The 16303-nt window shown below is 53.1% G+C and carries 14 protein-coding genes and 6 tRNA genes; 1 reads left to right on the top strand and 19 read right to left on the bottom strand.

Annotated elements, in window-relative coordinates; genetic code table 11:
* Positions 1-107: 107 nt before the first annotated feature.
* From gltL to miaB, 9 genes are all read right to left on the bottom strand, one after another.
* Positions 108-833, bottom strand: coding sequence for a glutamate/aspartate ABC transporter ATP-binding protein GltL (gene gltL, locus ACQ29O_RS15425; RefSeq protein WP_000631369.1), 726 nt, complete (start codon positions 831-833; stop codon positions 108-110).
* Positions 833-1507 carry a glutamate/aspartate ABC transporter permease GltK gene (gltK, locus tag ACQ29O_RS15420; RefSeq protein ID WP_000272796.1) on the bottom strand — a complete coding sequence of 225 codons (675 nt, stop codon included), beginning with the start codon at positions 1505-1507 and terminating at the stop codon, positions 833-835. Before gltK ends, gltL begins: the two co-directional genes overlap by 1 nt.
* Entirely contained in the window at positions 1507-2247 is a 741-nt protein-coding gene (gene gltJ / locus ACQ29O_RS15415) for a glutamate/aspartate ABC transporter permease GltJ (RefSeq protein ID WP_000020926.1), read from the bottom strand. The genes gltK and gltJ overlap by 1 nt, the downstream gene beginning before the upstream one ends.
* Positions 2248-2406: 159 nt before the next feature.
* Positions 2407-3315: an amino acid ABC transporter substrate-binding protein gene (locus ACQ29O_RS15410; RefSeq protein ID WP_001518176.1), complete on the bottom strand. Its 909-nt coding sequence runs from the start codon at positions 3313-3315 to the stop codon at positions 2407-2409.
* Positions 3316-3669: 354 nt separating this feature from the next.
* On the bottom strand, positions 3670-5208 hold the full coding sequence (lnt, locus tag ACQ29O_RS15405) for an apolipoprotein N-acyltransferase (protein ID WP_001746848.1): 1539 nt from the start codon (positions 5206-5208) through the stop codon (positions 3670-3672).
* A 19-nt stretch (positions 5209-5227) separates the two neighbouring features.
* Positions 5228-6106 (bottom strand): CNNM family magnesium/cobalt transport protein CorC, encoded by an 879-nt coding sequence (gene corC / locus ACQ29O_RS15400; protein WP_001278615.1) that lies wholly within the window; start codon positions 6104-6106, stop codon positions 5228-5230.
* 157 nt (positions 6107-6263) lie between these two features.
* Positions 6264-6737 carry an rRNA maturation RNase YbeY gene (ybeY, locus tag ACQ29O_RS15395; protein WP_000084480.1) on the bottom strand — a complete coding sequence of 158 codons (474 nt, stop codon included), beginning with the start codon at positions 6735-6737 and terminating at the stop codon, positions 6264-6266.
* Positions 6734-7780, bottom strand: coding sequence for a PhoH family protein (locus ACQ29O_RS15390; protein ID WP_001018045.1), 1047 nt, complete (start codon positions 7778-7780; stop codon positions 6734-6736). Before ACQ29O_RS15390 ends, ybeY begins: the two co-directional genes overlap by 4 nt.
* 204 nt (positions 7781-7984) lie before the next feature.
* On the bottom strand, positions 7985-9409 hold the full coding sequence (miaB, locus tag ACQ29O_RS15385; protein WP_001575805.1) for a tRNA (N6-isopentenyl adenosine(37)-C2)-methylthiotransferase MiaB: 1425 nt from the start codon (positions 9407-9409) through the stop codon (positions 7985-7987).
* A gap of 143 nt (positions 9410-9552) precedes the next feature.
* Between miaB and ubiF the strand changes: the two genes are divergently transcribed.
* Positions 9553-10728 (top strand): 3-demethoxyubiquinol 3-hydroxylase, encoded by a 1176-nt coding sequence (gene ubiF, locus ACQ29O_RS15380; RefSeq protein WP_000184625.1) that lies wholly within the window; start codon positions 9553-9555, stop codon positions 10726-10728.
* A gap of 66 nt (positions 10729-10794) precedes the next feature.
* Here the strand turns inward: ubiF and ACQ29O_RS15375 are convergent, their stop codons facing one another.
* The 10 genes from ACQ29O_RS15375 to nagC form a co-directional block, all read right to left on the bottom strand.
* Positions 10795-11370: a hypothetical protein gene (locus ACQ29O_RS15375; protein WP_001109076.1), complete on the bottom strand. Its 576-nt coding sequence runs from the start codon at positions 11368-11370 to the stop codon at positions 10795-10797.
* Between the two features lie 135 nt (positions 11371-11505).
* Positions 11506-11580: transfer RNA gene (locus ACQ29O_RS15370), tRNA-Gln, on the bottom strand.
* A 43-nt stretch (positions 11581-11623) separates the two neighbouring features.
* Positions 11624-11698, bottom strand: a tRNA-Gln gene (locus tag ACQ29O_RS15365).
* A 46-nt stretch (positions 11699-11744) separates the two neighbouring features.
* Positions 11745-11821 (bottom strand) — tRNA-Met (locus ACQ29O_RS15360).
* A gap of 15 nt (positions 11822-11836) precedes the next feature.
* Positions 11837-11911, bottom strand: a tRNA-Gln gene (locus ACQ29O_RS15355).
* Between the two features lie 23 nt (positions 11912-11934).
* Positions 11935-12019, bottom strand: a tRNA-Leu gene (locus ACQ29O_RS15350).
* A gap of 8 nt (positions 12020-12027) precedes the next feature.
* Positions 12028-12104 (bottom strand) — tRNA-Met (locus tag ACQ29O_RS15345).
* A 221-nt stretch (positions 12105-12325) separates the two neighbouring features.
* The gene (asnB, locus tag ACQ29O_RS15340) at positions 12326-13990 is read right to left on the bottom strand and encodes an asparagine synthase B (RefSeq protein ID WP_000337037.1); all 1665 of its coding nucleotides are present in this window, start codon (positions 13988-13990) and stop codon (positions 12326-12328) included.
* A gap of 289 nt (positions 13991-14279) precedes the next feature.
* Positions 14280-15032 carry a ribonucleotide monophosphatase NagD gene (gene nagD / locus ACQ29O_RS15335; RefSeq protein WP_000153143.1) on the bottom strand — a complete coding sequence of 251 codons (753 nt, stop codon included), beginning with the start codon at positions 15030-15032 and terminating at the stop codon, positions 14280-14282.
* A 46-nt stretch (positions 15033-15078) separates the two neighbouring features.
* A complete protein-coding gene (gene nagC / locus ACQ29O_RS15330; protein WP_000187578.1) occupies positions 15079-16299 on the bottom strand; it encodes a DNA-binding transcriptional regulator NagC in 1221 nt (406 codons plus the stop codon).
* Positions 16300-16303: the final 4 nt, after the last annotated feature.

The raw sequence follows: 16303 nt of genomic DNA, 5'->3' as shown, positions 1-16303 counted from the left end.
TTGTAAGCGGTACTTTGTGACAAGGTTAACGCCCGGCTGGATACGTTTCGAGAAGCGAAGCGGTAAAGCGTGAGATAGCGCGCACTCTGACGTGCGCGCCGGGAAGATTAGTGCAGGATTTTCGCAAGGAAGTCTTTTGCGCGATCGGAACTGGGGTTAGCGAAGAACTCCTCTTTTGGCGAATCTTCGACGATTTTACCTTCATCCATAAAGATCACCCGGTTAGCCACTTTACGGGCAAAGCCCATTTCGTGCGTCACCACCATCATGGTCATCCCTTCGTTCGCCAGCTCGACCATCACGTCCAGTACCTCGTTGATCATTTCCGGATCGAGCGCGGAAGTCGGTTCATCGAATAACATGGCAATGGGGTCCATACATAGCGCGCGGGCGATCGCCACGCGCTGCTGCTGACCGCCGGAAAGCTGCGCCGGGAACTTGTTGGCATGCGCAGACAGGCCAACGCGCTCCAGCAGCTTCAGGCCTTTATCGCGGGCGGCGGCCTTATCGCGTTTCAGCACTTTCACCTGCGCCAGCGTCAGGTTTTCGATGATCGACAGGTGGGGAAACAGCTCGAAATGCTGGAATACCATGCCCACGCGGGAACGCAGTTTCGCCAGATCGGTTTTTTTGTCGTTCACAATAATGCCGTTAACGGTAATTTCGCCTTTTTGCACCGGTTCCAGACCGTTGACGGTCTTAATTAGCGTGGATTTACCGGAACCCGATGGCCCGCAGACTACCACCACCTCACCTTTTTTCACTTCTGTTGAACAATCGGTCAGCACCTGAAAGTGACCATACCATTTTGAAACATTTTTCAGGGTAATTATTAAACTGTCCTTTTCTTCAAATAGTTGACCAGCAACGACGCGCTCAGGCTGATAACAAAATAAACGGCGCCGGCGAACAGAATCATTTCGACCTGAGTACCGTCACGCTCGCCGATAGTCGACGCGGTGCGGAAGAAGTCCGCCAGGCTGAGTACATAAACTAAAGAGGTGTCCTGAAATAGCACGATGCCCTGCGTAAGCAACAGCGGCACCATCGCCCGAAACGCCTGCGGCAGAATAATGAGCTTCATCGACTGCCAGTGGGTCATCCCCAGCGCCAGCGCGGCGCTGGACTGCCCGCGGGAAATACTTTGAATACCGGCGCGAATAATCTCGGAATAGTAGGCCGCTTCAAATATGGAGAATGCCACCATCGCGGAGATCAGGCGGATATCGGTTTTCGGCGATAGTCCCAGCACGTTTTGCAGAAAGCCGGGTACAATCAGATAGAACCACAGCAAGACCATGACCAACGGGATGGAACGGAAAACGTTAACATACGCTTTAGCAAACCAGGCGATAGGAGCAAAGCTTGAGAGGCGCATGACGGCCAGAATGGTTCCCCAGACTATCCCCACGACAACGGCGGTGACGGTGATCTTCAGCGTGATGACCAACCCGGCCAGCAGGTAAGGCAGTGAGGGGATAATCGAACTCCAGTCAAATTCGTACATTATTTGCTCCCCACGTTGCCCGGCAGGCGGACTTTGCGTTCAACCAGGCTCATGACCAGCATGATAACGGCGTTAATCAGCACATAGGCCAGCGTAATGGCGGTGAAGGATTCCCAGGCGTGCGCCGAGTAATCCAACAGTTTGCCTGCCTGCGCCGCCATATCCACCAGGCCGATGGTTGAGGCAATAGCCGAGTTTTTCACCAGGTTCATCATCTCTGACGTCATTGGCGGCACGATAACGCGATAGGCATTCGGGAGCAGGACATAGCGATAAGCCTGCGGCAGCGTTAGCCCCATCGCCAACGCCGCGTTCTTCTGCCCGCGAGGCAGAGACTGAATCGCGGCGCGCACCTGTTCGCAAACGCGGGCGGCGGTAAACAGTCCCAGACAGATCATTGAGGAGAGGAAAAACTGAATATTGGGATCGAGTTCCGCCTTAAACCACATGCCAAGATCTTCCGGCAACAGTTCAGGCACCACCAGGTACCAGGTGAAGAATTGCACGATCAGCGGCACGTTACGGAACAGTTCTACGTACAACGTGCCCAGTCCGGAGAGGAAACGGTCGGGAACGGTACGTAAAATGCCGAAAATAGATCCTACCAGGAAAGCGATAATCCAGGCGGTAATCGAAAGGGCTACGGTGACCTGAAAACCACTCCATAGCCAGCCGAGATAGGTGGTATTGCCGAAGGGGGCTTCCTGTAAAAAAATACCCCAGTTCCAGTCTATTGACATACATCTACTCCGAAAAAAAAGGGTAGCAGCGCTACCCTCGAAGATTGTTGCCCGGCGATTTGCGGCTTCAGGCCCGATGGGGAACGACCATCAGGCTTATAGTCTGTCCGTGCTGAGCGACAATCGAGAGGACAGGAGTCCCGTCCCATTTAGTTTTAGTTAGTTAAGCGCTTTATCATTCGGTGCTTTGAACAGGGCTTTCATCTCGTCAGACAACTCGAAATTCATGTTCAGGTTTTTCGGTGGGATCGGATTTTTAAACCACTTATCAAACCACTTTTCCGCTTCGCCGGAGGTTTGCGCCTGAGCGATGGTATCGTCCATCAGCTTTTTAAACTCAGGGTCGTTTTTACGCAGCATACAGCCGTAGGCTTCCTGGGACTGCGGTTTACCGACAATCTCCCAGTTATCCGGTTTCTTGGCTTTGGCGCGCTCGCCGGCCAGCAGCGCGTCATCCATCATAAAGGCGACGGCGCGACCGCTTTCCAGGGTGCGGAACGAGTCACCGTGGTCTTTCGCGCTAATAATACGCATCCCCATCTTTTGCTCTTCGTTAAGCTTATGCAGCAGAATTTCAGAGGTCGTCCCGGAGGTGACGACGACCGCTTTGCCTTTCAGATCCGGGAAATCTTTAATATCGCCGCCTTTTTTAGTCAGCAGTCGCGTCCCGACGACGAAAATCGTATCGGAGAAAGCGGCCTGTTTCTGGCGCTCAAGGTTGTTAGTCGTTGAACCACATTCAAAATCGAAGGTTCCGTTTTGCAACAGCGGAATACGGTTTTGCGAGGTGATCGGGATCAGCTTCACCTGCAGATCGGGCTTGTTAAGTTTCTTTTTTACCGCTTCCACAATGGCGTTGGAGTAGTCCTGGGAATAGCCGACCACTTTCTGCTGGTTGTCGTAATAAGAAAAGGGCACAGAAGATTCGCGATGCCCGACGACGATCACGCCATTTTTAGCGATCTTGTCCAGGGTGCTACCAGCGGCAGGCGCGCCATCTTCTGCGTGCGCAAGGCCCGCAGACAGTCCCATGACCAGCATTGCTGTGGTTAGCTTACGTAATTGCATATCCAACTCCTTTATCATCTGCGCCGTCGACGCATTGATAGCTATTGTGATGTTGTTATTGCCTGCAACTTGCGCGTGCAGTGTTATGTGTGTTTGTTAACATTTAGTGTGGCTTGTTGTAAATATTTTGCTGCGATATTGTTTATTTTTGCGAAGTGCGCCGCACCGTTCAGAGGCAAAAATCCTACATTGCACCGTTCAGGTGCTACCGATGATCGATTTTGGTGCGACCAGGTTGCACAAGCAGCCAGAACAGGTTTGCCATGTTTAACAAAGCAATAGACGTGCCAGAATGGGGGAAAAAGGAGGATTTTCAGGCCGGATAAATGAAGCGCTATCCGGCCTGGGGAGAGATTATTTCCGTCGTTGTCGCAGACTCATCACTACCGCGCCAAAAGCAAACAGCGCGGTCAGTACCCATAGCGGCCAGTTGCCGGTACGGGCATAGGGAGTTAACCCCGTGGTTGGCGTGACATTGGTGGTCAGTACCTGGCGTGTGAACTGCGGGATCATCGCCTGAATCTCGCCCTGAGGGCCAATCACCGCCGTAATACCGTTATTAGTACTGCGCAGCAACGGACGCGCCAGCTCCAGCGAACGCATCCGCGCCATCTGGAAATGTTGCCACGGGCCAATGGACTTACCAAACCAGGCGTCGTTAGAAATCGTCAGCAGATAGTCGGTGTCCGGGCGGAAGTTATCCCGCACCTGTTCGCCAAGAATAATTTCATAACAGATTGCCGCCGTCAGCTTATAGTCGTGCGCATGTAACTGCGGCTGGATATAAGGGCCGCGGCTAAAGGAGGACATGGGCAGATCGAAGAACGGCGCCAGCGGACGCAGGATAGACTCCAGCGGAACGAACTCGCCAAAGGGTACAAGGTGATTTTTATTGTAGCGATTGGGCGAGTCATAACTGTATGGATTATCCTTGCCCAACGTAATAATCGTATTGTAGGTGTCGTATCGATTCTGTTTATTGAGACGCGCATCGACAATACCGGTGATCAGCGTGCTATTTTTTTCGCGTAACATCTCGTCCAGCGAACGAAGGAAGGGCTGCTGATTGATTTCGAGATCCGGAATCGCCGACTCAGGCCAGATAATAATCTGTGATTTGCCTAACTCTGGGCGGGTTTCGTTGAGATAAATTTTTAGCGTATTCAGTAGCTGGTTTTCGGCCCACTTCAGCGACTGCGGAATATCGCCCTGCACCAGCGATACCTGGGTCGCTTTGGCCGGTTCCAGCGTAAACCACTGGATATAACGTAGCGGAAAGGGCAAAGCAAACAGAATCACGGCGACAGCCAGCGGACGCCAGTTCCGCGTCGCCAGTGCCAGCGCTAACAGGCCGCTGACCATCATCAGCAGGAAGTTGATCGCTTCGACGCCCATTACCGGCGCCAGGCCTTTTAGCGGGCCGTCGACCTGACTATAGCCAAATTGCAGCCAGGGGAAGCCGGTCAGCACCCAGCCGCGTAAAAATTCGGTGATTTGCCATATTGCAGGCGCGGCGATAGCGACGCGCAGCCAGTTGGTTTTTGGCCACAGGCGCGACAAAATCCCGGCAAACAGTCCGGTATACAGCGAGAGATAAGCTGCAAGCAGCACCACCAGAAAAACGTTAACCGGGCCCGGCATGCCGCCAAACTGCGCGATACTGACATAAACCCAGTTAATCCCGCTACCGAAAAGTCCGAGTCCCCAGCAATAGCCGATGGCGGCAGACTGGAGCGGGCGGCGATTAAACGTTAAGGCCTGCAGCCCGATAAGCGACACTATCGCTGCGGGCCAGACGTCATACGGAGAGAAAGCCAGTGTTCCGCAGGCGCCGAATAATAACGCCAGCAGCAGGCGAATACGCTGGCGTTCAATTAACGAGGCAAATGCCATTTTTAGTCCACTATTGCTGTTATTCGTCCAGTTTTGGCTGGGGCGAGTCATCCGGGATCCTGACATGCACCTGAATAATACGACGACTATCGGCCATCGCCACTTTGAACTGGTAACCATCAATGTCAATGGTTTCGCCGCGGGCCGGTAAATGGCCGAACGCCTGCATCACCAGCCCGCCGATGGTATCGACCTCTTCATCGCTGAAGTGGGTGCCGAAAGCGTCATTGAAGTCTTCAATCGACGCCAGCGCGCGAATCGTCCAGGTATGGCGGCTAAGCTGACGGAAGTCGATATCGTCTTCTTCGTCATACTCATCTTCAATTTCACCGACAATCAGTTCGAGGATGTCTTCGATAGTCACAAGGCCGGAAACGCCGCCAAACTCATCGATAACGATGGCCATATGGTAGCGCTGGGAGCGGAATTCCTTGAGCATACGGTCAACCCGTTTGCTTTCCGGTACGACAACCGCGGTGCGTAACACTTTGTCCATGCTGAAGGCTTCGGCATCGCTGCGCATAAACGGCAGCAAATCTTTGGCCATCAGAATCCCTTCAATGTGATCTTTATCTTCGCTGATCACCGGAAAACGCGAGTGGGCGGACTCGATGATAACATCGAGACATTCGTCCAGCGTCTGGTTGCGTTTCAGGGTAATCATCTGGGAGCGCGGGATCATAATATCGCGAACGCGCTGGTCGGCGATGTCCATTACGCCTTCGAGCATATCGCGCGTATCTTCATCGATAAGCTCGTTCTGCCCGGAATCACGGATCAGCGCCAGCAACTCATCACGGTTTTTAGGTTCACCGTGGAAAAGCTGGCTGAGTAGCAGGGAAAAAAATCCCTTTTTACTGTTTACTGTGTCACTACTGTGTGAATTGTCGTCGCTCATGGCGTCGTATGGGTTCTCATGTTAGTTAATACAAAGCTCGTCATGCGTATACTCAGCTGTGACGGCATGTTTTGCCTGATGGCGCTACGCTTATCAGGGCTACAAAAGGCATGAATGTAGGCCGGATAAGGCGCAAGCGCCGCCATCCGGCAAGCTACTATTCTGCAATCTTCTCGGCAATGTACGGATCCTCATAGCCCATAGCAAGCATAATCTCCGTTTCGAGAGACTCCATCTCTTCCGCTTCGTCATCGTCGATATGATCGTAACCCAGCAAATGCAGGCTACCGTGCACGACCATGTGCGCCCAGTGCGCTTCCAGCGGCTTGCTCTGTTCCTGCGCTTCCTGCTCCACGACCTGACGGCAAATAATCAGATCGCCCAGTAGCGGCATTTCAATACCGGGGGGCGCTTCAAACGGGAAGGAGAGAACATTAGTGGGTTTATCTTTCCCGCGGTACGTCAGATTAAGGTCGTGGCTTTCGGTCTCATCCACCAGACGGATTGTGACTTCCGCCTCTTCCTGAAACTGCGGAATAACGCCGTCCAGCCAGCGTTGAAACTGAGCTTCATCCGGCAGGCCCGCGTGGTTTTCACAGGCCAACTGTAAATCGAGGATCACCTGGCTCATTTCTGTTCCTGCTCCTGGGCTTCACGCTTACGCTCCGCCGCCAACGCCGCTTTGCGTTTTTGTTCTGCCTCTTCCCAGGCTTCATAGGCGTTCACAATGCGGGCAACGACCGGATGGCGCACCACGTCTTCGCTGTGGAAGAAGTTAAAGCTGATTTCATCGACTTCCGCCAGCACTTCAATAGCATGACGCAAGCCGGATTTGGTGTTGCGTGGCAGGTCAATCTGCGTCACGTCGCCGGTGATCACCGCTTTCGAGTTAAAGCCGATACGTGTCAGGAACATCTTCATCTGTTCGATAGTGGTGTTCTGGCTTTCATCCAGAATGATAAAGGCGTCGTTTAATGTGCGTCCGCGCATATAGGCCAGCGGCGCGACTTCAATCACATTGCGTTCAATCAGCTTCTCGACTTTTTCAAAGCCGAGCATTTCGAACAGCGCGTCATACAGCGGACGCAGGTACGGGTCCACCTTCTGACTTAAATCGCCTGGCAGAAAGCCGAGTTTTTCGCCCGCTTCCACCGCCGGACGGGTCAGTAGAATACGGCGAATCTCCTGGCGCTCCAGGGCGTCTACCGCAGCGGCGACCGCAAGATACGTTTTACCGGTACCCGCCGGGCCGACGCCAAAGGTAATATCATGATCGAGAATATTGGCGATGTACTGCGCCTGGTTCGGGGTACGCGGTTTAATCACGCCGCGCTTGGTTTTGATATTGATCGCTTTGCCATAGTCAGGCACGCTTTCCGCGCTCTGTTCCAGCACCCGCGCTTCTTTGATCGCCAGATGAATTTGTTCCGGTTCGATATCCTGAGTCTGGCCGCGCATCGGTGCGGTATCGACATACAGACTTCGCAAAATATCTGTCGCCGCGGTCACGCAAATCGGACGACCGGTCAGTTTAAAGTGATTGTCACGGCGGTTGATTTCAATACCGAGACGACGTTCGAGCTGTTTAATATTGTCATCAAACGGCCCGCAAAGGCTCAACAGACGGGCGTTGTCTGCGGGCTCAAGGGTAATTTCGCGAGTGTCTATATTCAAACTGTTCCTCTTGTGTCTGTATCGCCGGACGCTGAACATTTACCGGCATCTAAGGAAATTATTCACGCCATAGGGAAAAGGCGCAAGCATTGCAATGAAGATGGGGATGAAGAGGGAAAATTGCAAGGCCCGTCGGGCGACAGGCCATGACCAGGAAGCCCGACAGGCGTAGCGCCATCGGGCATTATTGCCTTTCCTGCAGGATTAAGGCTGGTAGAATCCTACGCCCAGCTCATTTTCTTTACGGGTACGGGCAATGACGGACTCCGGCGTTTCGGCGACGCGCAGACCCATTTCATCTTCGGTACGCACCACTTTTCCGCGCAGGGAGTTCGGATAGACGTCAGTAATTTCCACATCGACAAACTTACCAATCATCTCCGGCGTGCCTTCAAAGTTCACCACCCGATTGTTTTCGGTACGGCCAGACAGTTCCATAATGTTTTTACGTGACGTGCCTTCCACCAGAATGCGCTGTGTCGTGCCGAGCATACGGCGGCTCCATGCCATCGCCTGCTGATTGATACGCTCTTGCAGAATATACAGACGCTGCTTCTTCTCTTCTTCCGGTACGTCATCAACCATATCGGCAGCCGGCGTTCCCGGACGCGCAGAGAAGATAAAGCTGTAGCTCATATCAAAGTTGACGTCAGCGATAAGCTTCATGGTTTTTTCGAAATCATCGTTAGTTTCGCCAGGGAAACCGACGATAAAGTCAGAGCTTATCTGAATGTCCGGCCGAGCCGCGCGCAGTTTACGGATGATTGCTTTATATTCCAGCGCAGTGTGGGTGCGCCCCATCAGATTCAACACGCGATCGGAACCGCTCTGTACCGGCAGATGCAGGAAACTGACCAGCTCCGGCGTATCGCGGTACACCTCGATAATATCGTCGGTGAACTCAATCGGATGGCTGGTGGTAAAGCGAATACGGTCAATGCCGTCGATGGCGGCAACCAGACGCAGCAGATCGGCAAAGGTACCGGTGGTGCCGTCGTAGTTTTCTCCGCGCCAGGCGTTAACGTTCTGGCCCAGCAGGTTGACCTCACGCACGCCCTGCGCCGCTAACTGGGCGATTTCGAACAGGATATCGTCTGAGGGACGGCTGACTTCTTCACCGCGGGTATACGGTACCACACAGTAAGTACAATATTTATTGCAGCCTTCCATGATAGAAACGAAAGCGGTCGGGCCTTCTGCGCGCGGTTCCGGCAAACGGTCGAACTTCTCGATTTCCGGGAAGCTGATATCGACCACCGGGCTGCGGTCGCCACGCACGGAGTTAATCATCTCCGGCAGGCGGTGTAAGGTTTGCGGGCCAAAAATAATGTCCACGTAATGGGCGCGTTGACGAATGTGCTCGCCTTCCTGGGAAGCCACGCAGCCGCCGACGCCAATAATCAGATCGGGATTTTTCTCTTTTAACAGTCTCCAGCGACCTAATTGATGGAAGACTTTTTCCTGAGCTTTCTCGCGGATTGAGCAGGTATTCAACAGCAGCACATCCGCCTCTTCCGCCACGTCGGTCAGTTGATAGCCGTGGGTGGCGTCCAGCAGATCGGCCATCTTCGATGAATCGTACTCGTTCATCTGACAGCCCCAGGTTTTAATATGGAGTTTTTTAGTCATCGACTTGCTCTTGCGAAATAGTGGCTGAAAAGCAGGGCGCATAGTGTAATGCTTTGGCGCGGTTGTGACCAGTATGACTGACGTCAGCCCTAATGGGTAAAAAATCCTGTAAACTTGTCTAAAACGTAACAGGATGAATGACCATGACAAATCAACCAACGGAAATTGCCATTGTCGGCGGGGGAATGGTCGGCGGCGCGCTGGCGCTGGGTCTGGCGCAGCAAGGGTTTACGGTGATGGTAATAGAACATGCCGCGCCTGCGCCGTTTGTGGCTGACAGCCAGCCTGACGTGCGGATTTCGGCCATTAGCGCGGCATCCGTGGCGCTGCTCAAGGGGCTGGGCGTTTGGGAGGCGGTGCAGGGAATGCGTAGCCATCCTTATCGGCGACTGGAGACCTGGGAGTGGGAAAACGCCCATGTGGTGTTCGACGCCGCTGAACTCAAGCTGCCGCTGTTAGGCTATATGGTAGAGAACAACGTCCTGCAACAGGCGCTGTGGCAGGCGCTGGAAGCGCACCCCGGCGTGACGCTGCGCGTTCCGGCTTCACTGGCGGCATTGCACCGCCGCCACGATGGTTATGCGCTGGAGCTGGCCGACGGCGAATGGGTAACGCCGAAGTTAGTGATTGGCGCCGACGGCGCGAATTCGCAGGTTCGGCAAATGGCGGGAATTGGCATTCATGCCTGGCAATATGCGCAGTCGTGTATGCTTATCACCGTCAAGTGTGAAAATGCGCCAGGCGACAGCACCTGGCAGCAGTTTACGCCAACGGGGCCGCGCGCTTTTTTGCCGCTGTTCGACGATTGGGCGTCGCTGGTGTGGTATGACGCTCCGGCACGTATTCGCCAGCTACAGAGTTTATCGATGACGCAATTGCAGGTGGAAATTAACCAGCACTTTCCGGCGCGTCTGGGGGCGGTGATGCCTGTCGCGGCGGGCGCGTTTCCGCTAACCCGTCGTCACGCGTTGCAGTATGCGCAACCGGGGCTGGCGCTGGTAGGCGACGCGGCGCATACCATTCATCCGCTGGCCGGGCAGGGCGTCAACCTGGGGTATCGGGATGTTGATGCGTTGATTGATGTGCTGGCGAGTGCCCGTAGCTATGGCGAGTCCTGGGCCAGCCATTCGGTGTTGAAACGCTATCAGACGCGGCGCATGGCAGATAATTTTATGATGCAAAGTGGAATGGATCTGTTTTATGCCGGGTTCAGCAATGAACTGCCGCCACTGCGTATTTTACGCAATATGGGGCTGATGGCGGCGCAGCGCGCAGGCGTGCTAAAACGTCAGGCGCTGAAGTATGCGTTGGGATTGTAACCCGCTGAATGCCTTACCCGGTTTGTAAAAACGCTCAATTGCAGGTCGGGTAAGCGTATTGACATCTTACTTTACTGCAAATAAAGCACATAAACCTAATTTCCCTTTGAAATCAATTTCATACCAAGGTGATGCCATTTCAATTGTGCATACGTTGTATTGGCAACGTACTACTTTATGTAGCATCAGTAATGTGGAACTCATTGATTTTACCAGAATCGCCAGGGTGATTAATGCGGCGAGAATCCGATACCACGTCAGTGTTGCATGTTGGACATCAAACCACAGAATATAAAAAGTGATGATGTGAAGAATGACTTTGCTGGACAGAGCGCGAATATAGAATCCACGCAGCGCCCTTTTCGAGGAAAACGCGACATTAATCAGCGCGCTTTGTTTTTCTTGCACAGGGATCCCTGGCAGATACACTATCCATTCCGCACTATTCTGGCGTAGCATGACCGCCTTTTTCTGGTGCAGTATATGTAGCCTCATTGACACTGCCACGGGGTAAACCAGACCCAAAATAATCAACCAGGCGGCGCTGGCCGTGATATCAATGAAGGTGAAAGCGCAGAGCAAGACGACCATAAAAAATGTTAATGGCCGCAAAAAGAGATACCAACAAAACTGGTAATTCATTGTGAGGTTACCGAACGCTCCCTGTAAGGCTTTATCATAGCGTTTTACTGATAGCAGGGCATTAAGGGGGAAACCTCTTTCGGAATTTATAAACGCAGAAAAGCAAAAAGCTCGCCGAAGCGAGCTTTTTAAAGGTGGCTGGGGTACGAGGATTCGAACCTCGGAATGCCGGAATCAGAATCCGGTGCCTTACCGCTTGGCGATACCCCAATTGTCGTACTTCTTGCGCTCGTTAGCAGAGCGTCTTTAAAACTGGCTGGGGTACGAGGATTCGAACCTCGGAATGCCGGAATCAGAATCCGGTGCCTTACCGCTTGGCGATACCCCAACAAATTATTTTCGAACCGGTCGAATATCTCGACGCGTTCTGAATATGGTGGCTACGACGGGATTCGAACCTGTGACCCCATCATTATGAGTGATGTGCTCTAACCAACTGAGCTACGTAGCCAGATGATTTCTTCGATGGCTGGGGTACCTGGATTCGAACCAGGGAATGCCGGTATCAAAAACCGGTGCCTTACCGCTTGGCGATACCCCATCCGTACAACGCTTATCGGTGAATGGTGCGGGAGGCGAGACTTGAACTCGCACACCTTGCGGCGCCAGAACCTAAATCTGGTGCGTCTACCAATTTCGCCACTCCCGCAAAAAAGATGGTGGCTACGACGGGATTCGAACCTGTGACCCCATCATTATGAGTGATGTGCTCTAACCAACTGAGCTACGTAGCCATCTTTTTTCGCGTTACCTTATCGGCGTTGCGGGGCGCATTATGCGTATTGAGCCTTGAAGCGTCAACCTCTTTTTCATCGAAAAACGTCGGAAAGTGTCTGTTTGGTTAGGTTGCGAACAGCGTGGCGCGATATTCGGCAATTATTGGTTATTAATCGTTTTTCCGAAAGTGGTTTGCTATAAAAAAAGAGCCCCTAAGGGCTCTTTCGTCATCGTTAATTTACTGGTACGCCGACTGATGCACGCCGACCGCGCGGCCTGACGGGTCATCCATCGTTTTGAATGCTTCATCCCACTCAATGGCTTTGGCGGAAGAACAGGCCACGGACGGGCCGCCGGGTACGCATTCCGCCGCGCTCGGCACCGGGAACAATTCTTCAAAAATTTCCCGGTACAAGTACGCCTCTTTAGACGACGGCGTGTTGTATGGAAAGCGGAAGCGGGCGGTTTCCAGTTGTTGATCGGAAATCTGTTTCGCCGTCACTTCTTTCAGCGTATCGATCCAGCTGTAGCCTACGCCGTCAGAGAACTGCTCTTTCTGACGCCACGCGACGCTTGCTGGCAGATAAGACTCGAAGCACTCGCGCAGCACGTGTTTTTCCATCTTGCCGTTGCCGCACATTTTATCCTGTGGGTTGATACGCATCGCCACGTCGAGGAATTTTTTATCCAGGAACGGTACGCGCGCTTCCACGCCCCAGGCGGACATCGCTTTGTTGGCGCGGGCGCAGTCATACATATGCAGCGCCTGTAGCTTACGGACCGTCTCTTCATGTAACTCTTTGGCGTTCGGCGCTTTATGGAAGTACAGGTAGCCGCCAAACACCTCATCGGAACCTTCGCCGGAGAGCACCATTTTGATGCCCATCGCTTTGATCTTACGCGACATCAGATACATCGGCGTTGAGGCGCGGATAGTGGTCACGTCATAGGTTTCAATGTGATAGATAACATCACGAATGGCATCAAGGCCTTCCTGCACGGTGAAGTGAATTTCATGGTGCACGGTGCCGAGGTGGTTAGCCACTTCCTGGGCCGCCTTCAGGTCAGGCGAACCTTCCAGACCGACCGCAAAAGAGTGCAACTGTGGCCACCAGGCTTCGGAGCGCTCCTGATCTTCGACGCGACGGGCGGCGAATTTTTTGGTGATTGCCGAAATAACCGACGAGTCCAGACCGCCGGAGAGCAGCACGCCATAGGGCACGTCGGACATCAGGTGGCTTTTCACGGATTCTTCCAGCGACTGGCGCAGCGCGTTTTTGTCGGTGACGTTGTCTTTTACCGCATCGTAATCGAACCAGTCGCGCTGATAGTACTGACGAATTTCGCCGTCTTTGCTCCACAGGTAGCTGCCCGCCGGGAACTCTTTAATGGTGCGGCAGACCGGGGTCAGCGCTTTCATTTCTGACGCTACGTAGAAGTTGCCGAATTCGTCATAGCCCATATAGAGCGGAATAATACCGATATGGTCACGACCAATCAGATAAGCGTCTTTTTCGCTGTCATACAGGGCGAAGGCGAACATCCCCTGTAAATCGTCAAGGAAATCCGGCCCTTTTTCCTGATACAGCGCGAGAATAACTTCGCAGTCGGAGCCTGTCTGGAACGCGTAACGATCGCCATACTCCGCGCGTAACGTCTGATGGTTATAAATTTCACCGTTCACCGCCAGTACGTGGGTTTTTCTGGCGTTATACAGGGGCTGGGCGCCAGCGTTAACATCAACAATCGACAAGCGTTCATGTGCGAGAATCGCGTTATCGCAAGCGTAGATGCCGGACCAGTCCGGGCCGCGATGGCGCATCAGGCGTGACAGTTCAAGGGCTTTTTTACGCAGTTCCGCTGCATCTGTTTTGATATCGAATACGCCGAAAATAGAACACATAGCCTTCTCCGTTAATCTGTTGCGTCGTACTTTTTGTATTTGCTTGACTAAAAAATGCCGCAAAGGCGTGGAAGGCGCAAGGGGATTACGGTCTGAAAAATGAAAAATGCAATCGTCATTGTTGATTAGTGAAAAATGATTACGTATTGCGCGGATTTATTGATGGATCTTCAGTTTTATCGTGGTTTAATTGAATTATGTTTTTCCTGATGACGTTTCGCTTATCAGGCCTACAATGTTGTTCGAACCGTAGGCCTGAAAGCGGCGCGTCATCGGGCAGGGGACAGGTTTAGATAACGTCTATCTCGGCGACGGAAGGGTAAATCCAGCTTGGGCGGAACGGCATACTGTCAATATCATTGATTGTTGATACGCCTGAAAGCACCAGAATGGTCTCCAGACCGGCCTGGAACCCCGCCAGAATGTCGGTGCGCAGGTTGTCGCCGACGATAACGGTCTCTTCCGAGTGCGCCTGCATTTTGTTTAACGCCGCGCGGATGATCCACGGGCTGGGTTTGCCGACATAAAACGGCTTCCGGCCGGAAATTTTTTCAATGCCTGCGCACAGCGCGCCGCAGGCCGGATAAAAGCCGCGACCGTGAGTATCCGGGTTGGTAGCGATAAAGCGCGCGCCATTGGCGACGAAAAATGCTGCTTTATGCATCATGTCCCAGTTGTAGGAGCGGGTTTCTCCAACGATGACAAAATCAGGGTTCACATCGGTAATGGTAAAACCCGCTTTATAGAGCTCGTGAATAAGCGCGCCTTCGCCCACGACATACGCTTTTTTACCTTCCTGACGGCGCAGAAAATCGGCTGTCGCCATTGCTGACGTATAAAACACGCTGTCCGGCACGTTAACGCCAGCGGTAGCAAAACGGTTCGCCAGATCCTGGCCGGTTTGCGACGGGTAATTGGTCAGCAGCACCAGCGGCAGACCTTTTTCCAGAATCCCCGTCAGAAATTCCGCCGCACCGGGTACGGCTACGTTGTCGTGCATCAGCACGCCGTCGATATCGCAGATTACATTCTTGATGGTCATGAACTACCCAGGGAATTTGTGAATAATCCGATACTATAAGAGCGCATCAACTTTCCAGCAAACGTTGCAGCAATGTTCCGTTGAGCATGGCGCGTTTAACTAAGGCAAATGCGCCGATAGCAGAACGGTGATCCAGCGTGGAGCGTACCACCGGCAAATTTTTGCGAAATGCCTTTAACGCCTGCGTATTGATACAGCTTTCGATAGCGGGCAACAGGACTTTATCGGCTTCAATGATCTCGCCGGCAATGACGATTTTTTGCGGGTTAAACAGGTTGATAGCAATGGCGATCGTTTTGCCCAAATGGCGACCAACATGCTCAATGACTTCCGAGGCCAGGCTGTCGCCCCGGTTTGCCGCCTTACAGATGGTTTTAATCGTGCAGTCGTCAAGCGGAACACGGCTTTGATACCCTTGTTTAAGCAAATTCAGCACCCGTTGTTCAATCGCCGCATTGGCGGCAATGGTTTCCAGACAGCCGAAATTACCGCAGTGGCAGCGCTCGCCCAGCGGCTCCACCTGAATATGCCCAATTTCACCGACGTTGCCGTTACGGCCAATGAAGATGCGTCCGTTGGAGATAATCCCGGCGCCTGTACCACGATGAACGCGCACCAGAATCGAGTCCTCGCAATCCTGACTGGCGCCGAAGTAGTGTTCCGCCAGCGCCAGGCTACGGATATCGTGTCCCACGAAACAGGTAACGTGAAACCGTTTTTCCAGCGCTTCGACCAGTCCCCAGTTTTCAACCTGAATGTGCGGCATGTAACGAATCACGCCGCTTTCCGGATCGACAAGCCCTGGCAGGATCACCGAGATAGCGATCAATTCACGAATTTTACGCTGACAGCTATCAATAAAGACGGCGATGGTGTTGAGCAGCGCATGTTCCAGCGTCTCCTGGGTGCGCTCCGGTAGCGGATAATGCTCCTCAGCGACCACTTTACTGCTCAGATCGTAGAGCGTTAAAGTGGTGTCATGACGGCCCAGGCGAACGCCAATGGCGTGGAAGTTACGGGTTTCCGTGACGATAGAGATAGCGCGGCGGCCTCCGGTAGAGGCCTGCTGATCGACTTCTTTGATCAGCCCGCGTTCAATGAGTTGACGCGTAATTTTCGTTACGCTGGCGGGAGCAAGCTGGCTTTGCTCGGCAATTTGTATGCGCGAGATAGGACCATGCTGGTCAATCAGGCGGTAAACGGCCGCGCTGTTAAGCTGTTTTACGAGATCAACGTTACCTATCTGAGCTTGTCCGCCTGGTGTCATATTC

The sequence above is a fragment of the Salmonella sp. GDC200615 genome, from assembly GCF_050574145.1.
Lineage (GTDB): Bacteria > Pseudomonadota > Gammaproteobacteria > Enterobacterales > Enterobacteriaceae > Salmonella > Salmonella enterica.
Note: the sequence above shows the minus strand (reverse complement) of the source record. Positions and strands in the feature narration are given on the sequence as shown.